Source organism: Agromyces fucosus (assembly GCF_004134865.1).
GTDB classification, from domain to species: Bacteria; Actinomycetota; Actinomycetes; order Actinomycetales; family Microbacteriaceae; genus Agromyces; species Agromyces fucosus.
Map to the genome: position 1 here is coordinate 505258 of NZ_SDPO01000003.1, position 24053 is coordinate 529310.

Sequence of the window (24053 nt, forward strand, 5' to 3'; positions counted from 1 at the left end):
CCCCATGGGCTGACGACGTTCGCCGTGCCGGTCGCCCGCGGAGACGACGATGCCCGCCGGCACCGAGGTGCGGGCGGGCATCGTCGTGCCGGTACTAGACGATCGCGTCGTCGGTCTCGGTCTCGGTCTCGCCGGCCGACGAGTCCGCCTCGCCGCCCGGGGCCGTCGCCGCGTCCATCGCCTCGAGCTCGGCGTCGATGTCGGTCGCCGCCTGCTCGAACTGCGAGTTGTAGAGGCGGTAGTACGCCCCCTTCGCAGCGATGAGCTCGTCGTGGTTGCCCTTCTCGACGATGTCGCCGTGCTCCATCACGAGGATGAGATCGGCATCGCGGATGGTGGACAGGCGGTGCGCGATCACGAACGACGTGCGTCCCTCGCGGAGCGCCGCCATCGCGTGCTGAAGCAGCAGCTCGGTGCGCGTGTCGACCGAGGAGGTCGCCTCATCGAGGATGAGCACCGACGGCTGCGCCACGAACGCGCGAGCGATCGTGATGAGCTGCTTCTCGCCGGCCGACACGTTGGACGCGTCTTCGTCGAGCACGGTGTCGTACCCGTCGGGCAGCGAGTGCACGAAGCGGTCGACGTACGTCGCCTGCGCCGCGGCCAGCACCTCGTCGTCGGTCGCCGACTGGCGGCCGTAACGGATGTTGTCGCGAATCGTGCCCGCGAAGAGCCACGGGTCCTGCAGCACCATGCCCGTGCGTGCACGGACGTCGTGGCGCGTGAGGTCCGCGATGTCCTGGCCGTTCACGAGGATGCGGCCGGCGTCGAGCTCGTAGAACCGCAGGATGAGGTTCACGAGCGTCGTCTTGCCGGCACCGGTCGGGCCGACGATCGCGACCGTCTGCCCCGGCTCCACCTGGAACGACAGGTCGGTGATGAGCGGACGCTCGGGCGTGTACGAGAACGCGACGTGCTCGAACACGATCGTGCCGTCGCCATCGGCGGGCGCCGGGGCATCCGCTGCATCGGGCTCCTGCTCGTCGGCGTCGAGCAGTTCGAAGACGCGCTCGGCCGAGGCCGTGCCCGACTGCACCACTGCGGCCATGCCGCCCAGCTCCGACAGGGGCTGGGTGAACTGCTGCGAGTACTGGATGAAGGCCTGCACGTCGCCGAGCCGCAGCTGCCCGGTGGAGACCATGAGCCCGCCGAGGACCGCGATGCCGACGTAGGTCAGGTTTCCGATGAACATCATGCCGGGCATGATGATGCCCGACAGGAACTGCGCCTTGAAGGATGCCTCGTAGAGCTCCTGGTTTTCGGCCTTGAACTTCGCACGCGAGTCCTCTTCGCGGCCGAAGACCTTGACGAGGGCGTGACCCGAGAAGGACTCCTCGACACGGGCGTTCAGTCGACCGACCTTGCGCCACTGGATGCCGAAGGCCTTCTGCGACTTCGGGCCGATGATGCCGAAGATGACCGCCATGAGCGGCAACGAGACGAGCGCCACGAGTGCGAGCTGCCACGAGATCGTGAACATCATGATGAGCACGCCGACGACGGTGAGCACCGAGGTGACCACGGTCGAGAGGGACTGCTGCATCGCCTGCGTGATGTTGTCGATGTCGTTGGTGACCCGCGAGATCAGCTCACCGCGCTGCACCTTGTCGAAGTAGCTCAGCGGCAGGCGGTTGATCTTCGCCTCGACCGACTCGCGCAGGCGCCACATGGTCTTCACCATGATGACGTTGATCACGTAGCCCTGCACCCAGGTGAGCACCGACGCGACCATGTACAGCGCGAGCACGAGGATGATGACCTGGCTCAGGCGCACGAAGTCGACGCCCTCGCCCGGCGTGACGCCAGCGGTCGCGACGACGTTCGCGAGGTCGTCTTGGCCCGAGGCCCTGAGCGCGTCGACGGCCTGCTCGGTCGTCGTGCCCGCGGGCAGCTGCTGGCCGATGACACCGGCGAAGATGATGTTCGTCGCCTCGCCGAGCACCTTCGGCGCCCACACCGTGAGCACGACGCCGATGGCGCCGAGGATCGACACCAGGGTGAATGCGAAGGCGTGCGGCTTCAGCAGTCCGATGAGACGGCCGAAGCTCTGCCCGAAGTTCTTCGCCTTGCCCGGAGCGACGGCGCCGCTCCAGTCGTCGGCGTTGATGCGCGCCTGTTCGCCGAGTTCGATCTCGATCTGCTCTTCTGCGGAGAGCGGGGTCTGTGCGGTCATCGTGCGGCCTCCACTCCGAGCTGGGATTCGACGATCTCGCGGTAGGTCTGCGAGGTCTCGAGCAATTGTTCGTGCGTGCCGAGTCCGACCATGCCGCCGTCGTCGAGCACCACGATGCGGTCGGCATCGGTGATGGTCGAGACGCGCTGCGCGACGACGATCTTCGTCACCTCGGGCAGCTCACGCCAGAGCGCCTGCCTGAGTCTCGCGTCGGTCGTGAGGTCGAGCGCCGAGAACGAATCGTCGAAGACGAGGATGTCGGGGCGGTGCACGATCGCGCGGGCGATCGCGAGCCGCTGGCGCTGGCCACCCGAGACGTTCGTGCCGCCCTGGGAGATCTTCGCGTCGAGCTTGCCGTCCATCGCCTCGACGAAGTCGCGGCCCTGGGCGATCTCGAGCGCGTGCCACAGCTCTTCGTCGGTGGCGTCTTCGCGCCCGTACCGGAGGTTCGAGCCGACCGTGCCGGTGAAGAGGAACGGACGCTGCGGCACGAGGCCGATCGACGACCAGAGGTGGTCGAGATCCGCTTCGCGCACGTCGACGCCGCCGACCTTCACGCTGCCGCCGGTCGCGTCGAAGAGACGCGGGATGAGCGAGATGAGCGTCGTCTTGCCGGCACCCGTCGATCCGACGATCGCGACCGTCTCACCGGGCGCTGCGCCGAACGTGATGCCCGAGAGCACGGGGTGCTCGGCGCCGGGGTAGGTGAACGCGGCATCCGCGAACTCGACGGCACCCGGCGTCGGGAAGACCGTCACCGGGTTCTCGGGGCGGGCCAGCGTGGAGGTCGAGTCGAGCACCTCGCCGATGCGCTCGGCTGAGACGGCGGCGCGCGGGATCATGATCGTCATGAAGCTCGCCATGAGCACACCGGTGAGGATGAGCATCACGTACTGCATGAAGGCGAACAGCGTGCCGATCTGCACCTCACCCGCGTCGACGGCGAACGCGCCGAACCAGACGACGCCGACCACGGTGACGTTCAGCACGAGCATGAACAGCGGGAAGAGCAGCACGAAGAGCGAACCGACCTTGCGGCCGACGACCATGATGTCGGTGTTCGCGCCGCGGAAGCGCTCCTCTTCGATGGGCTCGCGCACGAAGGCGCGCACGACGCGGACGCCGGTGAGCTGCTCGCGCATGATGCGGTTCACGTTGTCGAGCTTGTGCTGGTAGCTGCGGAAGAGCGGCACCATGCGGCTGATGACGATCGTCGCGATGATCAGCAGCGTGGGCACCGCGACCGCGATGATCCAGCTCAGGCCGACGTCTTGCTGCAGCGCGAAGATGACGCCGCCGATCGCGAGGATCGGGGCGGTGACGAGCATCGTGGCGCCCATCATCGCGAGCATCTGCACCTGCTGCACGTCGTTCGTGTTGCGGGTGATGAGCGAGCCGGGGCCGAACCGCGACACCTCGCGCTCCGAGAACGCCGAGACGCGCTCGAAGACGTGGTCGCGGATGTCGCGGCCGGCGCCCATCGCGGCGCGTGCCGCGAAGTAGGTGGCGATGATCGATGCCGTGATCTGCCCGAGGGAGATCAGGAGCATCAACGAGCCGGTCGACCAGATGTAGGCGGTGTCGCCCTTGCTGACGCCGTTGTCGATGATGTCGGCGTTGAGGCGGGGCAGGTAGAAGGTGGCGAGTGCCGAGATGAACTGGAAGATCAGTACACCCAGCAGGAGCCATTTGTAGGGCTTCAGGTAGCGGACAAGGATTTTTCCGAGCATGGCGTCTCCATTGTGAGGAGTGATGAGTCGAGCGGACACCGCCTGCCGAGGCGCGTTCATGCGCGCACGGCATCAGCCAGGGCAGCCACACCCCTCGCTCGACCTGCAGCATCGCACCCCCGTACGACATTGCAGCGATACAGCCTCACACGGTGGGCGGGGCGACGCAAGCGAGAGTGGGTCATCCGTCCCCGACGTTCACCGAGAGCGAAATTCGCGGCCATCAGCACATTGCAGAGGCGCGAGAATGGGCGCGGAGGTCGTGATGATCAACACCCATGAGGTCGAGAACCAGGTGCCCGCCCGCGAGGGTGTCGACGAGTTCACATCGAACGTGCCGCTCGTCGAGGCGGTCGCGCGATGGGGTCGCGGCGGCGCCGAAGCATCCGCTCGCCCTGAGGCATCCGCTCAGGCCGAGGCATCCGCTCAGGAGCTCGCACGCATCGGCGCGCTCGTCGGGTCTTCGGCCTTCCAGCGCGACGCCGAGCGCGCGAACACCCACCCGCCCGTGCTGCAGGCCTTCGATCGGTGGGGCCGCCGCATCGACGAGGTCGAGTACGACGACGCCTACCACCGGGTCATCGGGGCGGCCGTCGCCGCCGGAGCGCACACGAGTGCCGCTGCGGCGCCGGGTCCGGGTGCGAACGTCGACCGCGCGGCGGCGTTCCTGCTGTTCGCGCAGGTCGAGCCGGGGCACGCCTGCCCGGTGTCGATGACGCACGCGGCGGTGCCGACGCTCGAGCTCGCGGCATCCGGCCTGCGAGACGAATGGATGCCGCGGCTGCTGAGCCGAGCGTACGAGCCCCGGCTCGGCGGTGATGGCGGCGGTGGCGGCACGACGAAGCAGTCGGCGCTCGTGGGCATGGCGATGACCGAGAAGCAGGGCGGTTCCGACGTGCGGGCGAACACGACGCGCGCCGAGCGGCGCGGCGGTTCCGGCTCGAGCAGCGGCGCGGCGTCGTGGGGCGCCGAGTACGGACTGACCGGGCACAAGTGGTTCTGCAGCGCGCCCATGAGCGACGCGTTCCTCGTGCTCGCGCAGGCGCAGCACGGGCTCAGCTGCTTCTTCGTGCCGCGCGTGCTGCCCGACGGCTCGCGGAACGTGTTCCGCATCCAGCGGCTGAAGGACAAGCTCGGCAACCGGTCGAACGCCTCGAGCGAGATCGAGCTCGACGGCACGACCGGCTGGCTCATTGGCGAGGAGGGGCGGGGCGTCGCGACCATCGTGCAGATGGTGACGCGCACCCGGCTCGATTGCGTGATCGGCTCGGCGGCGGGCATGCGGCAGGCCGTCGCCGAGGCGGCGTGGCACGTGCGGCACCGCAGCGCATTCGGTGCGTTGCTCGTCGACCAGCCGGTGATGAGCGCGGTCGTCGCCGACCTGGCGCTCGAGTCCGAGGCCGCGACGCTGACCGCGATGCGGCTCGCGCGCTCGTACGACGAGGATGCGGATGGCGCCGAGCAGGCGTTCCGCCGGCTGGCGACGGCCGTCTCGAAGTACTGGGTCTGCAAGCGCGGTGCCGGTCACGCCGCCGAAGCCCTCGAGTGCCTCGGCGGCAACGGGTACACCGAGGCGTTCCCGCTCGCCCGCCGCTATCGGGAGCAGCCGCTGCTCGCGATCTGGGAGGGCTCGGGCAACGTCATCGCGCTCGACGTGCTGCGCGTGCTGGCGCGGGAGCCCGAGGCGTTCGAGGCGTTCTTCGCCGAGGTCGGCGCGGCCGCGGGGGAGTCGCCCGTGTTCGATGCCGCGCTCGCCGCGGCACGATCGCTCGTGCGCGAGCTGTCGGCGACGGATGCCGCGAGCGCGGCGTTCCTCGCACGGGAACTCACCGAGCGCCTTGCCCTCGTGCTGCAGGGCTCGCTCATGCTGCGGTACTCGCCCGGCGGCGTCGCCGATGCGTTCGTGCGCACGCGCCTCGGCGACGAGGGCGGACGGCAGTACGGGGTGCTGCCGCGCGGCGCGGATGTCGCGGGGATCCTCGCGCGGGCGTGAGGGTGCTCGCCTGTGGATAAACCGTCGTCGGGCGCCGGATGCTCGCCTAGGGTGTTCGCCATGTCCCTCTCCCGACCGATGCGGCGATCCCGACCGCGGGTCGCCGCCGCGCTCGCCGCAGCCGGTGCCCTCGCGCTCCTGCTGAGCGGTTGCGTGGGCGATGCACCGACGCCGTCGCCGAGCCCGTCGGCGGATGCCGCGGAGCCGATCTTCGCCTCGGATGAGGAGGCGCTCGCGGCGGCTGTTGAGGCGTATGAGCTGTACCAAGGTGCTTCGACGACGATCCTCGCTGAATCTGGTGCACACCCTGAACGCATTGATCCCTTCGTTACGCCGGCTCATTCCGATCTGTTGGCTGAGGAGTTTGGCGCGTTCCTCGCAGCAGGAGCGCGAACGCAGGGCGCGAGTACGTTCGACACCACCTCATTGGTGGACAAGTCCGAGGCAGACGGGCTTGCGCAGGTTTCCATCTACCTTTGCCGCGACGTCTCTGATGTTCGAATAATTGGGCCCGACGGAAGCGACGTCACGCCTGTCGACCGAGACAACCGAGTGCCGTCGCAGGCATTCCTTGTCTCCAATCCCGAAGTCCCGAGAACGCTTCTAATCGATCGGATCGACGAGTGGTCAGGCGACGACTTCTGCTGAGTGCGGCGATAGGCGCGCTGGTCCTCACGTCCATCATGACAAGTGGAGTGTTCCCGGCGACTGCAGACGACTCCGACGATGGGTGTTCAAGCGTGGCAGTGATACTCGGTTGCGATCTCGGATCCAGCCTCGGGCCGAATGAAGCAGTCCTGGAAGTCATAGGCAGTGGCGGCGACCCCATCGAATCAACCCATGGCGAGGAACCGCCCGATCGAGGCCCCGAAGACATCCGGTTCGAAGAGGAGTCCTCGACACAAGAACCCACAATGCCCGAGAACTGCAGCCCTCTGAACGCCCAGCTCTGCGCGGCTCCGACGACGACACCCCCAGACCCCACTGCGCCAGCCCCGCCCGTCGTCGTCACGCTCCGCGACATCGCGTCCTTCGTCCCCGCAAAGCCGGGCAACGAGATGGAGCCCGGCGGCTGGGCGGTCGAGGACCTTCCGGCGAACTTCGTGGCCGCGGCATCCGTGCAGGTCGTCTCGGGCACCCTGCTCGGCCAGCCCGCCGACGTGCGGTTCACGCCGGTCGGATACCGGTGGCGCCACAGCGACGGGGGTGTCCTCGAGAGCGGCGCGCCGGGCGCGACGTGGGCGATGCTCGGGCAACGCGAGTTCACGACGACGGGAACGAGCCACGTGTACGCCGATTCCGGCGAATACACCGTCGCGCTCGAGGTCGTGCTGCGTGCCGAGTACCGGTTCGCCGGTTCCGGCTGGCGCGCGATCGCCGGCACGCTGGCCGTCGCCGGCGATCCGCAGCGAGTGCTGGTCGGCGACTTCGACACCGTGCTCACCGACGGCGACTGCAACGCGAACCCGTCCGGTCCTGGCTGCTGATCCGGCGCGCCGCGGCGGCGGTGGCGTAGGCCGGCACATTTTTCAGGACCAGAGCGTGCTTGGGCCCACATATGCACCGGTGAGACACGATGTCCGGCAAAATGCCGCCGACTCGGCGACGGGTGAGGCGACGTCATGCAGGCGGCGGATTTGTCGCGCCCGGCTGCCGCGCGCGTCATCCGGCAGCCGCGAATCTCTCTCCGTACAGCTTCCCCAGGCCCTGCACGCCGCCGGCGGCGAACGCCGTGCGCTGCCGGGCAGCGCCGGTGCCCTCGCGCAGCAGTCGTGCCATTCCCTCGCGTGCGAGCTCGAGGTCCCCTGCCGCCTCGAGCCCCGGCTGCAGCACGCGGATGCACCGCTCCAGCACCTCTGCAGCGGGAAGCAGCTCGGCGAGCACGGGGTCGAGCACCGTGCCGCTCAGTCCGGAGTGCGCCGAGTGCATGAGCGACGCGTTCAACAACTCGGGGCCGGGAGCAGCCTCCGAGGTCGGCTTCACCGCGGCCTCGCTCTCCAGCGACTCGTCGACGACGCACGCGACGAGGGCGCGGAAGAGCGCCGCGAGCAGCACTGCGGACCATGCCTCGAGCTGCGCATCGGCGACGCGGATCTCGACCGTGGGCACGTGCGACGACAGGCGGGCGTTCCACATGATGATCGCCTGGTCCTTCATGCCGCCGACGCCGATCAGCCGTTCGAGGCGCCGATCGTAGTCGGCGCCGTCGCGGAAGATCGGAGGGCAGCCGGTGGTGGTCCAGCGCCGCTGGGCGACGTTGCGCCAGCTCTCGAACCCCGTGTCGTGTCCGCGCCAGATCGGCGAGTTGCCGGTCAGCGCCGAGAAGAGCGGAAGCCAGGTCCTCGTGGCGTTGAGGGCGCGGATCCCGTCATCGTGGTCGGCGACCCCCACGTGCACGTGGAGGCCCTGGATCTGATGGTCGGCGATGACGCCGCCCATGTCTTCGACGATGCGGAGGTACCGCGGCAGGTCGGTGACCGTGGGGAAGCCGTACGCGTCGGGCGGCATGCCGACGCTCGCGATGACGACGCCGAGCCGCTCGGCCTCTGCTGCGAGTTCGCGACGGAAGCCCACGAGGGCGTTGTGCGCGGCATCCGTCGAGGTGAACACCGCCGAGGCGTGCTCGACCTGGGAGGCGAGGAACTCGCGGTGCGTGATGCGGGCCAGCTCCGGGCGCGCGTGGAGGTGGTCGAACGCACCCTCCGCGACATCCGCCGGGCGAAGCGTCTCGGGGTCGAGGAAGACGAACTCCTCTTCGATGCCGAACGTGGAGACTACCGCCACCGCAGTCCCCTCCCCTGAGCACGATGCAGACGCTCGAACTCTCCTCAATCGTGAGAGCGGTGTCAACCCCCCCTTCCGGACGGAGGGAACATGCTGTCGAAATCCGTCACACAGCCTCGACATACTGGTGGGAGCGCGGTTCAGCCTCCCAGATCGAAGGAGCGATTCCGATGAAGTACCTGATCCAGATCTACAGCAACCCCGAGTCGCGCGCCGTGTGGAATGCGTTCACGCCCGAAGAGCAGGCCGAGGGCTACGGGTTCTACGAGGCGATCAGCACCGAGCTCGCCTCGAGCGGCGAGGTCATCGCGGCAGAGGCGCTCGCCGACATCTCGCTCGCCAAGCGCGTCACGAACGGCGGCGACGGCGCGGTCGCGAGCGACGGCCCGTTCGCCGAGACGAAGGAGCTGCTCGCCGGCTTCTACCTCGTCGACTGCGAGAGCGAGGCGCGAGCGGTCGAGATCGCCGGCCGGTTCCCCGAGGCGCAGTTCGGTCTCGTCGAGGTGCGCCCGGTACTCGAGATGGCATCGGGCCCCGACGTGTGAGAGTCGTGAACCCCGATGCCTGACGCCGACGCCGTTCGGGCGCTGAGAGCCGCCGCACCATCCGCGCTCGCAGTGCTCGTGCGGCGGTACGGCGACTTCGCCGCGTGCGAAGACGCCATGCAGGAGGCGCTCATCGCCGCCGCCGAGCAGTGGCCGACGGGCGGGGTGCCCGACAGCCCGCGCGCATGGCTCGTGCGCGTGGCGTCGCGGCGGTACATCGACGAAGTGCGATCGGATGTCGCCCGTCGACGACGGGAGGCGCGCGCCGTCGAGCTCGAACCCGAGCCCGCGCACGTGACCGCCGTCGACGACACGCTCGCCCTGTTCCTGCTCTGCTGCCACCCGGCGCTCGACCGGCCGGCGCAGCTCGCCCTCACGCTCCGCGCCGTCGGCGGGCTCACGACCGCCGAGATCAGCCGTGCGCTCCTGCTGCCCCAGCCCACCGTCGCCCAGCGCATCTCGCGGGCGAAGGCGCGCATCAGGGCGAGCGACGAGGGCTTCCGGATGCCGCGGCCGCCGGAGCTCGAGGCGAGGCTCGCGGCGCTCCGCCAGGTGCTGTACCTCATCTTCACCGAAGGTCATACGGCGAGCTCCGGCGACGATCTCGCACGCCTGGACCTCTCGGCCGAGGCCATCCGACTCGCCAGACAGTTGCGGGAAGCCGACGCCGATGCTTCGGGTGAGACGACCGGCCTCCTCGGCCTCATGCTGCTCACCGATGCCCGCCGAGCGGCGCGGACCGACGCCGCGGGCGCCCTCGTGCCGCTCGACGAACAGGAGCGCTCCCGCTGGGACCGAGCCATGATCGACGAGGGCGTCGCCCTCGTGACCGAGGTGCTCGACCGGGCGCCGATCGGCCCGTACCAATTGCAGGCCGCGATCGCCGCCGTGCACGACGAGGCGCCCTCCACGGCCGGCACTGACTGGATCGAGATCCTCGGTCTCTACGAGCTGCTCGGCCGGCTCAGCCCCGGGCCGATGGTCTCGCTCGGGCGGATCGTGGCGCTCGCCATGGTCGAGGGCCCGCAGGCGGGTCTCGCGGCGCTCGAGGCATCCGAGTCGTCGACCGACGGCGCACTTGCAGAACACCACCGCACGTGGGCGGTGCGCGGTCACCTCCTCGAGCTGTCAGGGGCGACGGATGCCGCATCGCTCGCGTTCACCGAAGCGGCACGCCGCACGCTGAACGGCCCGGAGCAGCGCTACCTCGCGGCGAAGAGCGAACGTCTACGCTGGAGCGGATGAGTCGCCCCCAACTCCGTGACGCGCGCCGCGATCAGCGCTCGCCCGCACGACCGCACACGTCGGGGCGCCAGCACCACCACGGTGCCATCGAGCGACCGCGGGGCCGCGCCGGCCTCGGTCTCGCGCTCGGCCTCGGCCTCGTGCTGTTCTTCGTCGGCATCCGGGTCTTCGCGCCCGAGGCACTCGGCGACCTGCTCTCGAACACCGTGCAGGACTTTTTCACGCTCTCGATCAGCGTCATCATCGAGAGCCTGCCGTTCGTCTTCCTCGGCATCCTGCTCTCGATCGGCGTGCAGGTCTGGCTGCCCGACGGATTCCTGCTGCGCCATCTGCCGAAGAACGCCGTCGTGCGACGAGTGACGCTCTCGCTGCTCGGCGTGCTGCTGCCGGTCTGCGAGTGCGGCAACGTGCCCCTCACGCGCGGCCTGATCCTCCGCGGACTCACGGTGGGGGAGTCGATGACCTTCCTCCTCGCCGCCCCCATCCTGAACCCGGTCACGATCATCACGACGTACCAGGCGTTCGGCTGGTCCGACGGCATCCTCGTCTCGCGCATCCTCGGCGGCTTCGTCATCGCGAACCTCATCGGCTGGATCTACAGCCGGCACCCGAGCCCCATGAGCCTGCTCACTCCGAAGTTCCAGGCGAGCTGCGCCCACGCCCACGATGAGGTGCCCGCCTCGCGCAGCCGGCGCAGCGTCGACATGTTCGCGAAGGAGACCGCGGCGATGATGCCGGCACTCTTCGTTGGATCTGCGATCGCCGGCCTCATCCAGGTGACGGTCTCCCGAGACGTGCTCCTGACGCTCGGCCAGAACCCGATCCTGTCGGTGTTCGCGCTCATGGCGCTCGCCTTCGTCGTCGCGATCTGCTCGAACGTCGACGCGTTCTTCATCCTCGCGTTCGGCTCGACGTTCATGCCGGGCGCGATCGTCGCCTTCCTCGTGTTCGGTCCGATGATCGACGTCAAGATGCTCGCGCTCATGCGCACGACGTTCACGGCCAAGACGCTCGTGCAGGTCACCGTCGTGGTGGGGCTCGCGAGCGCTGCCCTCGGGTTGGCGGTGAACACCCTTGCGTAGACGACTCATCGCGCGGTGGCAGGGCATCGTGCTCGCCCTCGTCGGCATCGTCGCCACCGTATGGCTCGCGCTGACCGATCAGCTCGGCCTGTACATCAACCCGGCCTCGTCGTGGTTCGCGATCCTCATGGCGATCATCGGTGCCGTGTTCGTGGTCGCCGCGTTCGCCTGGCCGCCGCTCGACGACGAGCATGCGAGCGAGTCGGATGTCTCGACGCCGACGCCGACGCCGACGCCGACGCCGACGCCCCACGCCCGCGCGCGCGTTCGCGGTACGCGGCCCGAACCCGTGCACGAGCACGAGCACGCACCGTCGGCACCGCCCGGCAGGATCCGCACGGCGCAGACCGCGGTCATCGTCGTCGGCGCGACCCTGGCGCTCCTCGTGCTGCCTCCGGCGACGCTGACCTCGGCCGTCGCATCCCAGCGCAGCATCAACAGCGAGGCATCGGCGATCGATCGGGACGGCGCCGCCCTCGTCGGCGGCGACACCTCGAGCTTCACCGTGAAGGACTGGGCCGTCCTCCTCCGACAGAACCCCGATGTCGACACCTACACCGGCACCCCCGTCGACGTCAGCGGGTTCGTGCTCGCATCGACCGAGGATTCCGAGAACGTCTTCTACATCACGAGGTTCGTCGTGACGCACTGCGCCATCGATGCCCAGCCGGTCGGGGTACCGGTCTACCTTCCCGGATGGGAGGAGGAGTACGACGCGGATCAGTGGGTCGAGGCATCCGGAGCGCTGACCGCGAACCCGGCCGGGTCCGCGACCGATCCGCTCGTGCTGGTGCCCGATGAACTCGATCGCATCGAGGAACCGAGTGACCCCTATGTCTTCTGACGAGTTGCTCCCCGCTGAGCCCGGTGCTGGATCCGGAGCGCGGGGCACGAGCGCATTCGCCAGGCGGCTCGCCGGCAGCATCGCGGTGCTCGCGCTGGCGGTCGGATGGCTCGCGTTCGCGAACATCGCCCAGGGACCGCGGCTGAACGACGCGCAACTCGACGTGCAGCGCACGACCGTGCTCGCAGGCCAGAAGCTGACCCTCGAGGTGAACCAGTCCGTCGCATCGCTCGATGAGGCCGGCATCGTGATCGAACCCGAGGCGGCCGTGACCGCCGAGATCGACGATCGCACGATCACGCTCACCTTCGACGCACCGCTCGCCCACGCGACCGACTACACCGTGCGCGTTCCCGGGGTCGTCGGTGCGGTGCAGCCCACGCCGGCGACGCTCGAATACGAGTTCACGACGCCGGGGACCGACCTGTACACGCTCATCCGCCGCAGCGACCGGGGCGAGCCCGACGTCGTGCAGCGCAAGCCGCTCGACGGCGGCGAACCCGAGACCGTGTTCGAAGCGCCGCGCATCCAGGAGTTCGCGCACTCCGGCGACCTGCTGCTCGCCGTGACCATCGAGGACGACGGATCGAACCTGCTCTTCGTCACCGACATGCGCCAGGGAGAGCCGCAGCAGTTCGGAATCCCCAGGGGCGCGTCGATCCGCGATCTCGCGGTCTCGACCACGAACCCGCTCGCCGCCCTGGTGCTCAGCTCGCCCGAGATCGACGGCGTGCGCGATTTCGACCGCGAGCTCATCGCGATCGACCTCTCGACGAACGGCGGCATGGAGCTGCTGCCGGTGCTCGGCCTCGACGGCGAGAAGTCGCACGTCTCGTCGTGGATGTTCGTTCCCGGCACGACCTCCGTCGTGGTGCAGGACTTCGAGCAGTCGGTCTTCGTCGTCGACGTCATCGCGAAGCAGCAGCCGTCGCCGCTCGGCGTGCACACCGAGCTGCGCGGCTTCGTGCCGGGCACGACCCAGCTCATCGTCGCCGACCCCGATCGCGGCGTGCGCTTCGACCTGGCCGACGGAAGCTCCACGACGCTCGAGCTCGCCTCGGCCGACATCGCGGATCACGTCTACCCGGGCCCGATCACGATGCTCGATGGACGCTCGCGGTACCTCATCTCGCTCGTCGCGGCGACCGTGGAGGGCGATCGCAACGTGCGCAGCTCCGTCCTCGCCGAGGTCGACGACGACGGTGAGCTGCGAGAGGTGTTCGCGCCGGCCGATGAGGCGAGCCTGATCCGCGAGTACTGCGTCTCGCCGAACGCCCAGTTCGTGGCCGTCGCCCAGTCTCCCCAGGCGGGAACGGTCGACGGGTACCGCGAGAATCCCGGCTTCACCGAGATGATGACCACGGTGGTCGAGATCGCGACCGGCCGCACGGTGATGAGCGCGGTCGGCGGCTTCTCGGAGTGGTGCAGCGACTGAACCCCGGAGCTCGGGGAGACGACTGAAGCGGCTGGAGCTCGGGGCGAGCGAGGCCGGTCAGCGCACCAGCAGGCCCGCGATGTTCGCCACGAGGCTCGAGATCACCGACAGTGCGACGAGCCCGCCCGTCACGATCCACGCGGTGCGCTTGTGCTCGTGGTATCCCTCGAGCTCGCGACCCTCGCGGTCGCGCTGCGAACCGGTCAGCACGAGCAGCAGGTCGACGAGCACCCACACGCCGAGGCCGCCGAGCGTCAGGAGCTTCGCGATCGCGGTGCCGATCTTGCCGAGGTAGAAGCGGTCGGCTCCCCAGAAGCCGAGCAGCAGCGCGAACAGCCAGGTCGCGACGAAGGTGCGACCCGTGGTGCGGTACGGCTCGTACGAGAACTGCGGCCCGGGCGCCGCGGCGTACCCGGGCGGGAGCGGCGCGGTCGTCTGCTCCTGCAGGGGGGCGTAGCCCGGAGGGGCGGGCAGCGTGTAGGACGGGAACTCCGACGGCGCGGCGGGCGGCGGCGGGAACGCACCCGGAGCGGCGATGGGATACGCAGGAGCGGTCGGAGGCGCAGCGGCTGCCGGCTGCTGCGGTGCCGGGGAGCCCATCGGCCGAGCCGTCGTCGACTCGTCGATGTCGTCGAAGGCGGGGGCCGCACCGAAAGCGGGGATCGGAGGCCCGGCGAGCGGGGTCGACGCGGTCGAGGGGGCGAACGGGGCACCGGGTGCTGCGGGCGGCGTCAGGGGCGCGCCGGGCGAGGGCGGGGTCGCGGGCAAGGGGTTCGGCGCGGCATCCGCAGCTCTCGCGGCAGTGTGGGGAGTCCAGGCGGTGCCGTCCCAGTAGCGCAGCAGCGCGGTATCGGATTCGTCGTCGTACCAACCGGCTTCAAGCGACACGTTCGCTCCTCTCCTTCTTCTGCTGTCGAATGGCGCGCACCGAGAGCTGCACCGCGGCGATCACGACGAGGGCCGCGAACAGCCAGGTCGACACTGCCGGCGACATCAGGTGCGCGAGGGCCACGCCGCCGAACGACGCCGCCGTCGCCGCGACGCCGGCGATGATGCCCGCGCGCAGGTCGACGATGCCGCCGCGGGCGTTCGTGACGGTGCCGCTGATCGCGGTGGGGATCATCACGGCGAGCGACGTGCCCTTTGCGACGAGGTCGCTCATGCCGAAGAAGAGCATGAACGCGGGCACCATGACGAGACCGCCGCCGATGCCGAAGAGACCGGATGCCACGCCGATGACGAGTCCGATCGCGACCATGCCGATGATCGTGAGCGCGTCGAGCTCGAGCTGCATCGCGGCGCGCTCCGGCACGAAGAGCAGCATGCGCACGGCGACGGCGACGAGGAGGGCGATGAACATCCAGCGCAGCCAGCCGAGCGGGAGGCGACGCAGCAGTCGCGCGCCGACCCACGAGCCGATGATGCCGCCCGCGGCGACGAAGAGTGCGGGGATCAGGGCGACCTCGCCGTTGAGGAAGTAGGTGACGGCGCCCACGATCGCCGTCGGCACGATCGCAGCGAGCGACGTGGCCGAGGCGCGGCGCTGGTCCATGCCGGCGAACATCACGAACAACGGAACCATGAGGATGCCGCCGCCGACGCCGAAGGCACCCGAGAGCAGGCCGCCGACCGCGCCGATGACGGCGAGACGCACCCATCCGGCGCGCCGATCGGTCTCGGCAGGAGTGGAGTCGGCGGAAGTCACCCGCCTACTGTACTGGCGCGACCGCGGCCGGTACCGGCGCGACTACGCCGCGCGGTCGACCTGTGCCGCGGCGAGGGCGGGCTCGGGTGCGTGCGCGACGGGGTCGTGCCGGGCGACGACGGGCGCAGCGGCATCCGCTAAGCGTTCGGGGACGAGCTCGACCAGTCGTTCGGGGACGAGCTCGACCAGCGCCGCCGCGACGAGTCCGGCCCGCCGCACGCCGCGGGCGAGCACGACGACGAGCACGCCGAGCACCGCGCCGGCCGTGTTCATCACGAGGTCGCGAGGATCGGAGATGCGCGTGGGCTCCGGCACCTGCACGAGCTCGATGACGACGGTGAACGCGAAGCCCGCGAGCATCGCGAGCACCCAGCGGCGGCGGGGGATGAGGAGCGCCGCCAGCACGCCGACCGGGAGGAAGATCGCCACGTTGAAGGCGATCTCGGAGAGGTAGCCGGTGGTCCACGTGACGGGAGCCGTCCAGGCATCGGGATTCAGGATGCCGCCCTCGAGCTGATGCCCGGCCGTGCGCCACGGCGCGGGACCGATCGTCGCCCAGAGCACCGCTGCTGCGTACGCAGCAGCGACGAGACCGAGGGGGCGGCGGTTCATGCCCCGATTCTCCACCCATTTGCTGCGAGCACTCTGACATCGCGCCGGGTTTCCTCGATGGCGATGAATTTCGGCACAAGGACTTCCCATGTCACGATTCGGTCGCGTAGCCTGTGAACCTGAACGTCACCCGATAGGGTATGTTCACTGATTCCTCCATCAAGCGGGCACTCGCCCGTGCCTCCACCCGATTGCCCGGAGGCGGACCGATCCGCGTGGCATGACCCGATACGAGACGGCGGATGCCTGAGCGCACTCCCGCCCCTCGCCCCCCGCTCCGTCGGCAACCCGCCGCGCGGGGCAGCGATCGACCGTCGATCGCATCGGGCCGCACCAGCAGCCCATAGGACAGAAGGACAGCAGTATGGCAACCGGAACCGTCAAGTGGTTCAACGCCGAAAAGGGCTTCGGCTTCATCGCTCCCGACGACGGCTCGGCCGACGTCTTCGCGCACTTCAGCGCCATCTCGGGCAACGGCTACCGTTCGCTCGAAGAGGGCCAGAAGGTCGAATTCGAGGTCGCACAGGGCCCGAAGGGTCTGCAGGCCGAGAACATCCGCGGCCTCTAGGCCGAGGCGCACCACTCGAACGCCCCCGCAGCGCAGGCTGCGGGGGCGTTCGTCATGCCCGGCGCGCGTCGTGCCGGGTCCGGGCGCGGCGCGGCCCAGTGCGCAACCCCCTCGCCGCACACGCCGAGCGTGCGTACCGTGCTTCGCATGGGCGCAGACGACATCGAGCGACCGGGTGCCGAGGAATGGGTGCCCGCCGAGGGCGGACTCGACGAACTCCGGGTCGCCGCAGCATCCTGTCGCGGCTGCGAGCTCTGGCGCGACGCCACGCAGGTCGTCTTCTCGCGCGGACGCGACACCGCGTCGATGATGCTCGTCGGTGAACAGCCGGGCGATCGGGAGGATGTCGAGGGCGAGCCCTTCGTCGGTCCGGCCGGACGGGTGCTCGCCGATGCCGTCGATGCTGCCGGCATCCCTCGTGATCGCGTGTACGTGACGAACGCCGTCAAGCACTTCCGGTTCGAGCGTCGCGGCAAGCGACGCATCCACGAGAAGCCGGCCGTCGCCCACATCGTCGCGTGCCATCCCTGGCTCGAAGCGGAGTTCGAGGCGGTGGACCCGGCCGTCGTCGTGGCGCTCGGCGCGACGGCCGCTCGAGCAGTGCTCGGCCGCACGGTGCGCATCGGGCAGGTGCGGGGCCGGGTGCTGCCGCCCGACCCCACAGCGCCGCCGACGGCGCTCCCCGCCCCGACCGTCGTCACGACGCACCCGTCGGCGCTGCTCCGCATCGATGATGCCGCCGACCGCGAGGCGGCATTCGCACGCCTCGTCGAGGATCTCCGCACCGCGGCATCCGTGGCCTGGTGAAGCGGCTCGTCCCGCGGATCGGGGCACGACTTCGAACGCATCTGCAGATTTCCCAGCGCTTGCACATGAGAAGCGACTAGGCTGGAGTTATCTGCAGTGGGGTTCTCTCCCACGTGACACGGCTGGGAAGCCGATGACCAGTCGGGACGAAGCAACATCTCTCACGCCGAAGCACTCGGTGCGATGACGGCGACGAAGCCCCGCACCGGTTCCTCCCGCAGGTCACTGATCGCGGCGTCTGGCATGCCGGGTTCTGGCACGCCGGGCCGTTTCATCTCGTACCCGGCCACCAACACCATGCGACTCGTTCGCACCACCAACTTCCGGCGGCGGACGTCGCCGTCGGAACCCTGCACGGCCTGAGGCCGTGCACGTCGCAGCCGCTTCGGCGGCTCGGCTTTACAGAAGGAAAAGAATATGGCTACCGGAACCGTCAAGTGGTTCAACGCCGACAAGGGCTTCGGCTTCATCGCTCCTGACGACGGCTCGGCCGACGTCTTCGCGCACTTCAGCGCGATCGCATCGGGCGGCTACCGCTCGCTCGAGGAGAACCAGAAGGTCGAATTCGAGACCGCCCGCGGCCCCAAGGGTCTGCAGGCTGAGAACATCACGGTCATTTCGTAAGTTCTCGCATCCCTTTCGATCGGGTGCCGGTGCGCTGAGCGCGCTGGCACCCGATCCACGAGCGGATGTCGCGGCAGCCGCCTCTTCGTGAGGCAGGCGCCGCGGCATCCGCTCTGTGCATTTCACGGGGTGTCGCTCTGTGCATTCACTGGGCTTCTTCAGAGCTTCGCTCCCTAGGCTCGAACTCGTCGAACAACCCCGATCGATCCCGGTCGGCCCCGAAGAAGGAGCCCCCCAATGCAGTGCCCCACCGACGGAACCGTGCTCGTGATGAGCGAACGCAGCGGCATCGAGATCGACTACTGCCCGACGTGTCGCGGCGTGTGGCTCGACCGGGGCGAACTCGACAAGATCGTCGAGCGCGCGGCGCGCGAGTTCTCGGCTCCCACCCAGGCCGCACCTGCTCCGCCCGCTCCGCCGACGCAGCCGCAGGCGCCGGCCTACGGCCAGCCGTCGTACCAGCAGTCCGGGTACGACAACCGCGGTGACAACCGGGGGTACGACAACCGCGGGTACGGCGACCAGGGCTACCGGAAGAAGAAGAAGGAGAGCTGGCTCTCCGAGCTCTTCGACTGATCCCGGCGGACCGACTCGTCAACCCGGCTGTCGGCCGCGAACGGCCGGCATGAGCATCGCGCCATGAACGCGCTCGACGCGGAGCTCCCGGAGCTCGACTCGCTCGACGAACTCGATGCGCTCGTCGGGCGGATGCCCGGACTCCACGTGCGGTATTCCGAGGGATTCGAGCATGATCGCGACGAGGCGAGCATCGACACCGAGAGCGGACTCGAGCTGCCAGGGCTCTCGGTGAATCCGCTCGACCCGCAGCCGTGGTGGACTCGCGAGCGCGCCGACTGGCTCGCGAGGCAGCTCTGCCAGTACAAGCACCTGCGTGAGCGGAACCCCGAGCGGTTCGCCTGGGTGCTGCGCGGGCGCATCGTCGGCAGGGGCCCGGACTCGGAGCCGCTGCTCGCCGACGTCGAGCCGGTCGTGCGACTCTCCGGGGCCGTGCTCGACGAGGCGGAGGCGAGATATCGCACTCGGTTCGATGCGGGCCGGGGGCCGGAATAGGGCGCGCTGTTCGCGCGTGCTGGCGCGCGTGTTCGCGCCTCAATCGCGCCGGATTCGACTCGCGACAGTCTTGGCACTCTCACGTGGAGAGTGCTAATCTGGACGTAGTTGAGTCGAAGGGGCTCAACTCCAGAATCGGCCGCTTCGGCGGCGACAGGGAGGAGAAGTCATGGCCATGATGTGGGACCCGTTCCGTGAGCTCGACCGCCTCGCTGCGGACATGCTCGATTCGCGACAGGGGCCGCGGGTGATGCCGATCGACCTGCACCGCGATGGCGACCACTACGTGCTCGCCGCAGACCTGCCGGGCGTCGACCCCGGCTCGGTCGACGTGGACGTCGACGGTCAGCTGCTCACGATCCGCGCCGAGCGCACGCTGCGCGCCAACGGCGAGGTCAAGTGGCTCGCGCACGAGCGACCGAGCGGTTCGTTCCTTCGCCAGATCACCCTCGGCGAGGGTATCGACACCGCCGGCATCAGCGCGCACTACGACAACGGGGTGCTGAGCGTGATCATCCCGATGAGCGAGCGCGCGAAGCCCCGCAAGGTCGAGGTGATGAGCTCGCCGAACTCCGAGCAGCAACAGGTGACCGCGGGCTCGTCGAGCTGACGCTCGCGAGGAGCCGACACGGCACTACGGGAGGCCCGCTCGCCGAATGGCGGGCGGGCCTCCGTCGTGCGCGCCGGATTCACGCCGTCCGGCGGATCGGTCGGTCGGCCGTGAGTGCGCCGGCCGTGGGCACGTCGGCCGTGAGCAGGTCGGCGAAGAGATCGAGATAGTCGCGGGCCATCCGCGCGTCGGTGAAGCGGGCCTGCGCCCGCGCCCGGCACACCGTCCGGTCGAGCGCGGCGGCGTCGACGAGTGCGGACGCGAGTTCGTCGATCCCGGGTCGGACGAAGCCGGTCGCGCCGTCGTCGACGAGTTCGGGAACCGAGCCGCGCGGCGTCGCCACCACGGGAGTGCCGGTGGCCAGCGATTCGATCATCACGAGGCCGAAGGGCTCGTCCCATTGGATCGGGTTGACGAGCGCGCACGACTCGCCCATGAGCGCGCACGTCTCGGCGGTCGACAGCTCGCCGATGTACTCCGCGTTCCGGCCGAGCAGTGGGCGCACGGCCTCGGCGAAGTACGCCTGCTCGGCCGGCTCCCGCATCTTCGCGGCGATGCGGAGCGGAATGCCGGCGCGCTCCGCCACGCGGATCGCCTCGACGACGCCCTTGGTCGGGTTCATCCGGCCGACGAAGCAGGCGCTGCTGCCGCCCGGCCCCATCGGCACGTCGGTGACGCGGATGCCGTGATGGATGACGCGCGCGATGCGCACCGACCCGGCCGTCGAAGCGTGGTGGTGGGAGATGGCGACGAACGCCATGTCGGGCGATGCGGCGCCGTACAGCTCCTGCACGAGCGGGATGAACGGTCCGTGCGCGATGGTGACGACCGGTGCCATGGCGGCCGTTCGGGCGAGGATCGGGCCCGCGAGCGTGTTGTCGACGATGACGTCGACGTCGTCGAACTGCGCGTACGCGCGAATGAGGTGCCGCATCTCGTGCGTCGTGAGGCCCATCGTGTCGGAGCCCGAGGGAGGGAAGCCGGGCAGCCGCTCGACCGGCGAGGTGCTGTCACCGGATGCCGCGAGCACGACGTCGTGGCCGGTGCGAACGATCGCCCGGGCCAGCGTGTCGATGAACGACTCGATGCCGCCGTACGCCGGTGGCGGCACGGGGATCCACGGTGGGGCGATGATGCCGATTCGCATGGGACACCTCCAGTTCAGGCGCGGGAGGGACCGCGCGGGGCCGTATGCAGGGTGATGTGGTCGGGCAGCCCCGTCACCGAGGTGTCGTCGCGGCCGAAATCGAGGGACACCCGTGTACCGGCGAACGGCACGTTCACGAGGTGGACGTCGCCGAACTCGGGCGGGATCGCCGGAGCGAGCCAGAGCTCGCCCGTGGGCACCGAGGGATCGAGCCGCAGCATGCTGCGCAGCAGGAGGAACGGCGCGGCGGCGGCCCACGCCTGCGGCGAGCACGACGCCGGGTAGACGACGGGCTCCGCGTACTGCCCGCGATCGAACCCGCAGAAGAGCTCGGGCAGTCGGCCGCCGAAGTGGGTCGCCGCGTCGAGCAGCCCGACGATGACGCGGTGCGCCTCCTCGACGAAGCCGTAGCGCATGAGGCCGGCGGCGACGATCGCGCTGTCGTGCGGCCAGACCGAGCCGTTGTGATAGCTCGCGGGGTTGTAGGCGCCCATGTCGGAGGCGAGCGTGCGCACGCCCCAGCCGGTGAACATCGTGTCCGACAGCAGCAGCTCGGCCACCGCCGCGGCCTTGTCGTCGTCGACGATGCCGCTCCACAGGCAGTGGCCCATGTTCGAGGTGCAGGCGTCGACCGGTCGCTTGTCGCGGTCGAGCGCGACGGCGAAGCACCGGCGTTCCGGGATCCAGAACCGCTCGTTGAAGCGCGCCTTCAGCTCGGTGGCCTTCGCGTTCCACCGGTCGATGCCGGCGTGGTCGCCACGCGCTGCGGCGATCGTCGCCCGGGCGCGGTAGGCGGCGTACACGTAGCCCTGCACCTCGCAGAGCGCGATCGGCGCCGTCGCGAGGGTGCCGTCGGCGAAGTTGATGCCGTCCCACGAGTCCTTCCAGCCCTGGTTGATCAGGCCGAAGTCGTTGTGCCGTGCGTACTCGACGAATCCGTCGCCGTCGCGATCGCCGTCACGTTCGATCCACTCGAGGGCACGGTCGGCCGCCGCGATGAGTTCTTCGGTGGCGTCGTCGTCGGGCAGTGCGCCCCAGGCCGCGAGCTCGCCGAGCAGGAAGACGAACAGCGGCGTGGCGTCGATCGAGCCGTAGTAGACCGATTCGCCGCCGAGGGCGAGGTTCGTGGTGGCGCCCAGGCGGACCTCGTGCAGGATCCGGCCGGGTTGCTCCTCGGACGCCGGGTCGGACTTCGAGCCCTGGAGCTCTGCGAGGGTCTGCAGCGTGCCGACGGCGAGCGTCGGGTCGAGGCCGAGCGTCATGTACGAGGCGAGCAGCGAGTCGCGCCCGAACAGCGCCATGAACCACGGCACGCCGGCGGCGACCACCGCCCGCTCGGGATGGCGGGGATCGAAGATCCGGAGGGAACCGAGGTCTCGTTGACTCTGCAGCATGATGCGCTCGACGTCGTCGTCGCCGAACGTGGGCACCCACATCGAGGACTGCCACTGGGTGAGCCGGCGGGCCGGACTCGACTCGTGCAGGGGAGCCCCGACGGGGTCGAGTTCGACCTCTTCTCCGTGGAGCGTCGGCGTGATCGTGATGCGCTGGGTCCAGGATCCGTGCGGAGGCAGGCCGACCTCGAACACGAGTCGAGGGGCGTCGACGGATGCCTCGGCGGCGGTGACGACCACCCCGAGTCGATCGGGTGCGTTCGCCGACTCGGCGCGCAGCCGGCCGTCCGGGCCGGCGGCGAGCGGGTGGGCGGCGCCGCCGGCCCGTTCCTCCTTCACCTCGAAGATGTCGGCGAAGTCGGCCTCGAGGGCGAGTTCCACCCGGCAGGTCATCGGCACGCGCGAGTAGTTGCGGATGGTGATCTCCTCGCGGAGCCCGCAGTCGATCCGGCGGTCGCGCTCGACGGTGAGCGGGGTGTCGGCTCGACCGGGGAGGTGCCCGGCGCGTCCGACGACGAGCGCCCGGAAGGGCTCGGGCGTCATCGCCGAGAGGGGTTCGATGGGAGCGCCGTCGATGAGGAGGGTCGAGCGCGACACGAGCCGGGTGTCGCGGAAGAACATCCCGTGCGGGAGTTCGGGAACGATGTCGCCGTTCGCGTGCGAGACGCAGAACGACGAGCCCTCGACGATCGTGATGGCGCCGGCTCCCGCCGGCTGAGCAAGCGTGTCCGTGTTCCAGCCCGTCATGAGACCGCCCTTCGGGTGAGCGACTGACCGGCGCCATGCTCGCAACGGCGCCGGTCGCATGGATTCTCACCGTACGCACGGACGGACCCGGCCACGAGGGGATTGACAGCGGCGCCGTGATGCGTGAGCGCGCGACGGCGGAGCGCGGTCGAGGACCACGCTCCGCCGCTCCGTCCGGCGGATCAGCCCGTCAGTTGCTCAGGCGAGCGCCTCGATCACCTGCTGCGCCACCGATGCGCTCGACTGCGGGTTCTGCCCGCTGACCAGGTTGCCGTCGACGACCACGTGATCGCTCCAGGGCGCGGCCGAGTCGATGACGAGGCCCGCATCGCGCAGCGCGGACTCGACCCACCAAGGCGTGTTCTCGCCGGTGCCGCCGGTTCGCTCCTCCTCGTCGGTGAAGACCGTGAGGCGCCGGCCCGCGAACGCGTTCGAGCCGTCGGCGCGCTTCGCCGAGAGCAGGGCGGCGGGCCCGTGGCAGAACGGGGCGATGATGGTGCCCGCGTCGTTCGCAGCGACGAGCACGCGGCCGACGTTCGCGTCGAACGCGAGGTCGGTCATGGGGCCATGGCCGCCGGGCAGCACGATCGCGGCGTAGTCGGACGCATCGACGTCGGCGACGGGAATCGCCGCCGCGAGGTCTGCGGCGATGGCGTCGAGGTAGGCCGAGAGTTCGGCGGCCTGGGCCTCGCCGCCGGTCTGCGCGGGGTCGAGGCTGCCGGCGTCGACCGGTGGGGTGACGCCGCCCGGCGTGGCGATCGTGACCTCGTGGCCGGCGGCCACGAGGTCGCGATGGGCGGTCACGAGCTCTTCGGCCCAGAATCCGGTCGGATACTGCGTGCCGTCCTTCATCGTGAGCGAATTCGCGCCGGTGACGATCATGAGGATGCTGCTCATCGGGGGTTCCCTTTCGGTGCTGGTGCTGGTGCTGGTGCTT

23 protein-coding genes are annotated in these 24053 nt (G+C 69.7%); 14 read left to right on the forward strand and 9 right to left on the reverse strand.

The features are described from left to right. Positions 1-94: 94 nt before the first annotated feature. Positions 95-2173: an ABC transporter ATP-binding protein gene (locus ESP57_RS13850; RefSeq protein ID WP_129232006.1), complete on the reverse strand. Its 2079-nt coding sequence runs from the start codon at positions 2171-2173 to the stop codon at positions 95-97. Beyond that, entirely contained in the window at positions 2170-3903 is a 1734-nt protein-coding gene (locus ESP57_RS13855) for an ABC transporter ATP-binding protein (protein WP_129232007.1), read from the reverse strand. Before ESP57_RS13855 ends, ESP57_RS13850 begins: the two co-directional genes overlap by 4 nt. Before the next feature lie 265 nt (positions 3904-4168). Here ESP57_RS13855 and ESP57_RS13860 point away from each other — a divergent pair, with 265 nt between their 5' ends. The 3 genes from ESP57_RS13860 (at position 4169) to ESP57_RS13870 (ending at position 7383) form a co-directional block, all read left to right on the forward strand. Continuing rightward, positions 4169-5896 carry an acyl-CoA dehydrogenase family protein gene (locus ESP57_RS13860; protein ID WP_207904554.1) on the forward strand — a complete coding sequence of 576 codons (1728 nt, stop codon included), beginning with the start codon at positions 4169-4171 and terminating at the stop codon, positions 5894-5896. Positions 5897-5956: 60 nt separating this feature from the next. Next, a complete protein-coding gene (locus tag ESP57_RS13865; protein WP_129232009.1) occupies positions 5957-6544 on the forward strand; it encodes a hypothetical protein in 588 nt (195 codons plus the stop codon). 266 nt (positions 6545-6810) lie between these two features. Further along, positions 6811-7383, forward strand: coding sequence for a hypothetical protein (locus ESP57_RS13870; RefSeq protein ID WP_129232010.1), 573 nt, complete (start codon positions 6811-6813; stop codon positions 7381-7383). 175 nt (positions 7384-7558) lie between these two features. Here the strand turns inward: ESP57_RS13870 and ESP57_RS13875 are convergent, their stop codons facing one another. After that, positions 7559-8680 carry a carboxylate-amine ligase gene (locus ESP57_RS13875; RefSeq protein ID WP_165877483.1) on the reverse strand — a complete coding sequence of 374 codons (1122 nt, stop codon included), beginning with the start codon at positions 8678-8680 and terminating at the stop codon, positions 7559-7561. Between the two features lie 170 nt (positions 8681-8850). Here ESP57_RS13875 and ESP57_RS13880 point away from each other — a divergent pair, with 170 nt between their 5' ends. The 5 genes from ESP57_RS13880 to ESP57_RS13900 are packed head-to-tail and all read left to right on the forward strand — an operon-like array spanning position 8851 to position 13831. Further along, a complete protein-coding gene (locus ESP57_RS13880) occupies positions 8851-9225 on the forward strand; it encodes a YciI family protein (protein ID WP_129232012.1) in 375 nt (124 codons plus the stop codon). Positions 9226-9240: 15 nt separating this feature from the next. Next, positions 9241-10470 (forward strand): RNA polymerase sigma factor, encoded by a 1230-nt coding sequence (locus tag ESP57_RS13885; RefSeq protein WP_129232013.1) that lies wholly within the window; start codon positions 9241-9243, stop codon positions 10468-10470. Beyond that, complete coding sequence (locus ESP57_RS13890; RefSeq protein WP_129232014.1) at positions 10467-11552, forward strand: permease; 1086 nt, start codon at positions 10467-10469, stop codon at positions 11550-11552. Before ESP57_RS13885 ends, ESP57_RS13890 begins: the two co-directional genes overlap by 4 nt. Beyond that, complete coding sequence (locus tag ESP57_RS13895) at positions 11545-12396, forward strand: TIGR03943 family putative permease subunit (protein WP_129232015.1); 852 nt, start codon at positions 11545-11547, stop codon at positions 12394-12396. The genes ESP57_RS13890 and ESP57_RS13895 overlap by 8 nt, the downstream gene beginning before the upstream one ends. Beyond that, on the forward strand, positions 12386-13831 hold the full coding sequence (locus tag ESP57_RS13900) for an Ig-like domain-containing domain (RefSeq protein WP_129232016.1): 1446 nt from the start codon (positions 12386-12388) through the stop codon (positions 13829-13831). Before ESP57_RS13895 ends, ESP57_RS13900 begins: the two co-directional genes overlap by 11 nt. A gap of 57 nt (positions 13832-13888) precedes the next feature. On the opposite strand, the gene ESP57_RS13905 is transcribed toward ESP57_RS13900, so the two are convergent. Genes ESP57_RS13905 through ESP57_RS13915 form a run of 3 tightly spaced genes read right to left on the reverse strand, consistent with a single transcriptional unit; the run spans position 13889 to position 16148 of the window. After that, the gene (locus tag ESP57_RS13905) at positions 13889-14719 is read right to left on the reverse strand and encodes an NINE protein (RefSeq protein WP_129232017.1); all 831 of its coding nucleotides are present in this window, start codon (positions 14717-14719) and stop codon (positions 13889-13891) included. Further along, positions 14709-15536, reverse strand: coding sequence for a sulfite exporter TauE/SafE family protein (locus ESP57_RS13910; RefSeq protein WP_243648535.1), 828 nt, complete (start codon positions 15534-15536; stop codon positions 14709-14711). The genes ESP57_RS13905 and ESP57_RS13910 overlap by 11 nt, the downstream gene beginning before the upstream one ends. 42 nt (positions 15537-15578) lie before the next feature. Beyond that, the gene (locus ESP57_RS13915) at positions 15579-16148 is read right to left on the reverse strand and encodes a VanZ family protein (protein ID WP_165877484.1); all 570 of its coding nucleotides are present in this window, start codon (positions 16146-16148) and stop codon (positions 15579-15581) included. A 364-nt stretch (positions 16149-16512) separates the two neighbouring features. Between ESP57_RS13915 and ESP57_RS13920 the strand changes: the two genes are divergently transcribed. From ESP57_RS13920 to ESP57_RS13945, 6 genes are all read left to right on the forward strand, one after another. Beyond that, entirely contained in the window at positions 16513-16716 is a 204-nt protein-coding gene (locus tag ESP57_RS13920) for a cold-shock protein (RefSeq protein ID WP_022893782.1), read from the forward strand. 147 nt (positions 16717-16863) lie between these two features. Beyond that, entirely contained in the window at positions 16864-17523 is a 660-nt protein-coding gene (locus tag ESP57_RS13925; protein WP_129232019.1) for a UdgX family uracil-DNA binding protein, read from the forward strand. A gap of 417 nt (positions 17524-17940) precedes the next feature. After that, positions 17941-18147 carry a cold-shock protein gene (locus ESP57_RS13930; RefSeq protein ID WP_022893778.1) on the forward strand — a complete coding sequence of 69 codons (207 nt, stop codon included), beginning with the start codon at positions 17941-17943 and terminating at the stop codon, positions 18145-18147. 237 nt (positions 18148-18384) lie between these two features. After that, complete coding sequence (locus tag ESP57_RS13935; protein WP_056011334.1) at positions 18385-18723, forward strand: TFIIB-type zinc ribbon-containing protein; 339 nt, start codon at positions 18385-18387, stop codon at positions 18721-18723. A gap of 63 nt (positions 18724-18786) precedes the next feature. After that, positions 18787-19218 (forward strand): DUF6098 family protein, encoded by a 432-nt coding sequence (locus ESP57_RS13940; RefSeq protein WP_129232020.1) that lies wholly within the window; start codon positions 18787-18789, stop codon positions 19216-19218. 169 nt (positions 19219-19387) lie between these two features. After that, positions 19388-19828, forward strand: a complete 441-nt coding sequence (locus ESP57_RS13945) for an Hsp20/alpha crystallin family protein (RefSeq protein ID WP_056011328.1) — start codon at positions 19388-19390, stop codon at positions 19826-19828. 79 nt (positions 19829-19907) lie between these two features. Here the strand turns inward: ESP57_RS13945 and ESP57_RS13950 are convergent, their stop codons facing one another. The 3 genes from ESP57_RS13950 to ESP57_RS13960 form a co-directional block, all read right to left on the reverse strand. Beyond that, on the reverse strand, positions 19908-20975 hold the full coding sequence (locus tag ESP57_RS13950) for a glycosyltransferase (protein WP_129232021.1): 1068 nt from the start codon (positions 20973-20975) through the stop codon (positions 19908-19910). A 14-nt stretch (positions 20976-20989) separates the two neighbouring features. Continuing rightward, positions 20990-23116 carry an amylo-alpha-1,6-glucosidase gene (locus tag ESP57_RS13955; RefSeq protein WP_129232022.1) on the reverse strand — a complete coding sequence of 709 codons (2127 nt, stop codon included), beginning with the start codon at positions 23114-23116 and terminating at the stop codon, positions 20990-20992. A gap of 198 nt (positions 23117-23314) precedes the next feature. Next, on the reverse strand, positions 23315-24013 hold the full coding sequence (locus ESP57_RS13960; protein ID WP_056011319.1) for a type 1 glutamine amidotransferase domain-containing protein: 699 nt from the start codon (positions 24011-24013) through the stop codon (positions 23315-23317). Between the last annotated feature and the right edge of the window lie 40 nt (positions 24014-24053).

Bases quoted from the DNA above. Each gene is read 5' to 3' on its own strand.
- ESP57_RS13850 (WP_129232006.1), bottom strand. From the start codon at position 2,173: ATGACCGCACAGACCCCGCTCTCCGCAGAAGAGCAGATCGAGATCGAA.
- ESP57_RS13855 (WP_129232007.1), bottom strand. From the start codon at position 3,903: ATGCTCGGAAAAATCCTTGTCCGCTACCTGAAGCCCTACAAATGGCTC.
- ESP57_RS13860 (WP_207904554.1), top strand. From the start codon at position 4,169: ATGATCAACACCCATGAGGTCGAGAACCAGGTGCCCGCCCGCGAGGGT.
- ESP57_RS13865 (WP_129232009.1), top strand. From the start codon at position 5,957: ATGTCCCTCTCCCGACCGATGCGGCGATCCCGACCGCGGGTCGCCGCC.
- ESP57_RS13870 (WP_129232010.1), top strand. From the start codon at position 6,811: ATGCCCGAGAACTGCAGCCCTCTGAACGCCCAGCTCTGCGCGGCTCCG.
- ESP57_RS13880 (WP_129232012.1), top strand. From the start codon at position 8,851: ATGAAGTACCTGATCCAGATCTACAGCAACCCCGAGTCGCGCGCCGTG.
- ESP57_RS13885 (WP_129232013.1), top strand. From the start codon at position 9,241: ATGCCTGACGCCGACGCCGTTCGGGCGCTGAGAGCCGCCGCACCATCC.
- ESP57_RS13890 (WP_129232014.1), top strand. From the start codon at position 10,467: ATGAGTCGCCCCCAACTCCGTGACGCGCGCCGCGATCAGCGCTCGCCC.
- ESP57_RS13900 (WP_129232016.1), top strand. From the start codon at position 12,386: ATGTCTTCTGACGAGTTGCTCCCCGCTGAGCCCGGTGCTGGATCCGGA.
- ESP57_RS13915 (WP_165877484.1), bottom strand. From the start codon at position 16,148: ATGAACCGCCGCCCCCTCGGTCTCGTCGCTGCTGCGTACGCAGCAGCG.
- ESP57_RS13920 (WP_022893782.1), top strand. From the start codon at position 16,513: ATGGCAACCGGAACCGTCAAGTGGTTCAACGCCGAAAAGGGCTTCGGC.
- ESP57_RS13925 (WP_129232019.1), top strand. From the start codon at position 16,864: ATGGGCGCAGACGACATCGAGCGACCGGGTGCCGAGGAATGGGTGCCC.
- ESP57_RS13930 (WP_022893778.1), top strand. From the start codon at position 17,941: ATGGCTACCGGAACCGTCAAGTGGTTCAACGCCGACAAGGGCTTCGGC.
- ESP57_RS13935 (WP_056011334.1), top strand. From the start codon at position 18,385: ATGCAGTGCCCCACCGACGGAACCGTGCTCGTGATGAGCGAACGCAGC.
- ESP57_RS13940 (WP_129232020.1), top strand. From the start codon at position 18,787: ATGAACGCGCTCGACGCGGAGCTCCCGGAGCTCGACTCGCTCGACGAA.
- ESP57_RS13945 (WP_056011328.1), top strand. From the start codon at position 19,388: ATGGCCATGATGTGGGACCCGTTCCGTGAGCTCGACCGCCTCGCTGCG.
- ESP57_RS13950 (WP_129232021.1), bottom strand. From the start codon at position 20,975: ATGCGAATCGGCATCATCGCCCCACCGTGGATCCCCGTGCCGCCACCG.
- ESP57_RS13955 (WP_129232022.1), bottom strand. From the start codon at position 23,116: ATGACGGGCTGGAACACGGACACGCTTGCTCAGCCGGCGGGAGCCGGC.
- ESP57_RS13960 (WP_056011319.1), bottom strand. From the start codon at position 24,013: ATGAGCAGCATCCTCATGATCGTCACCGGCGCGAATTCGCTCACGATG.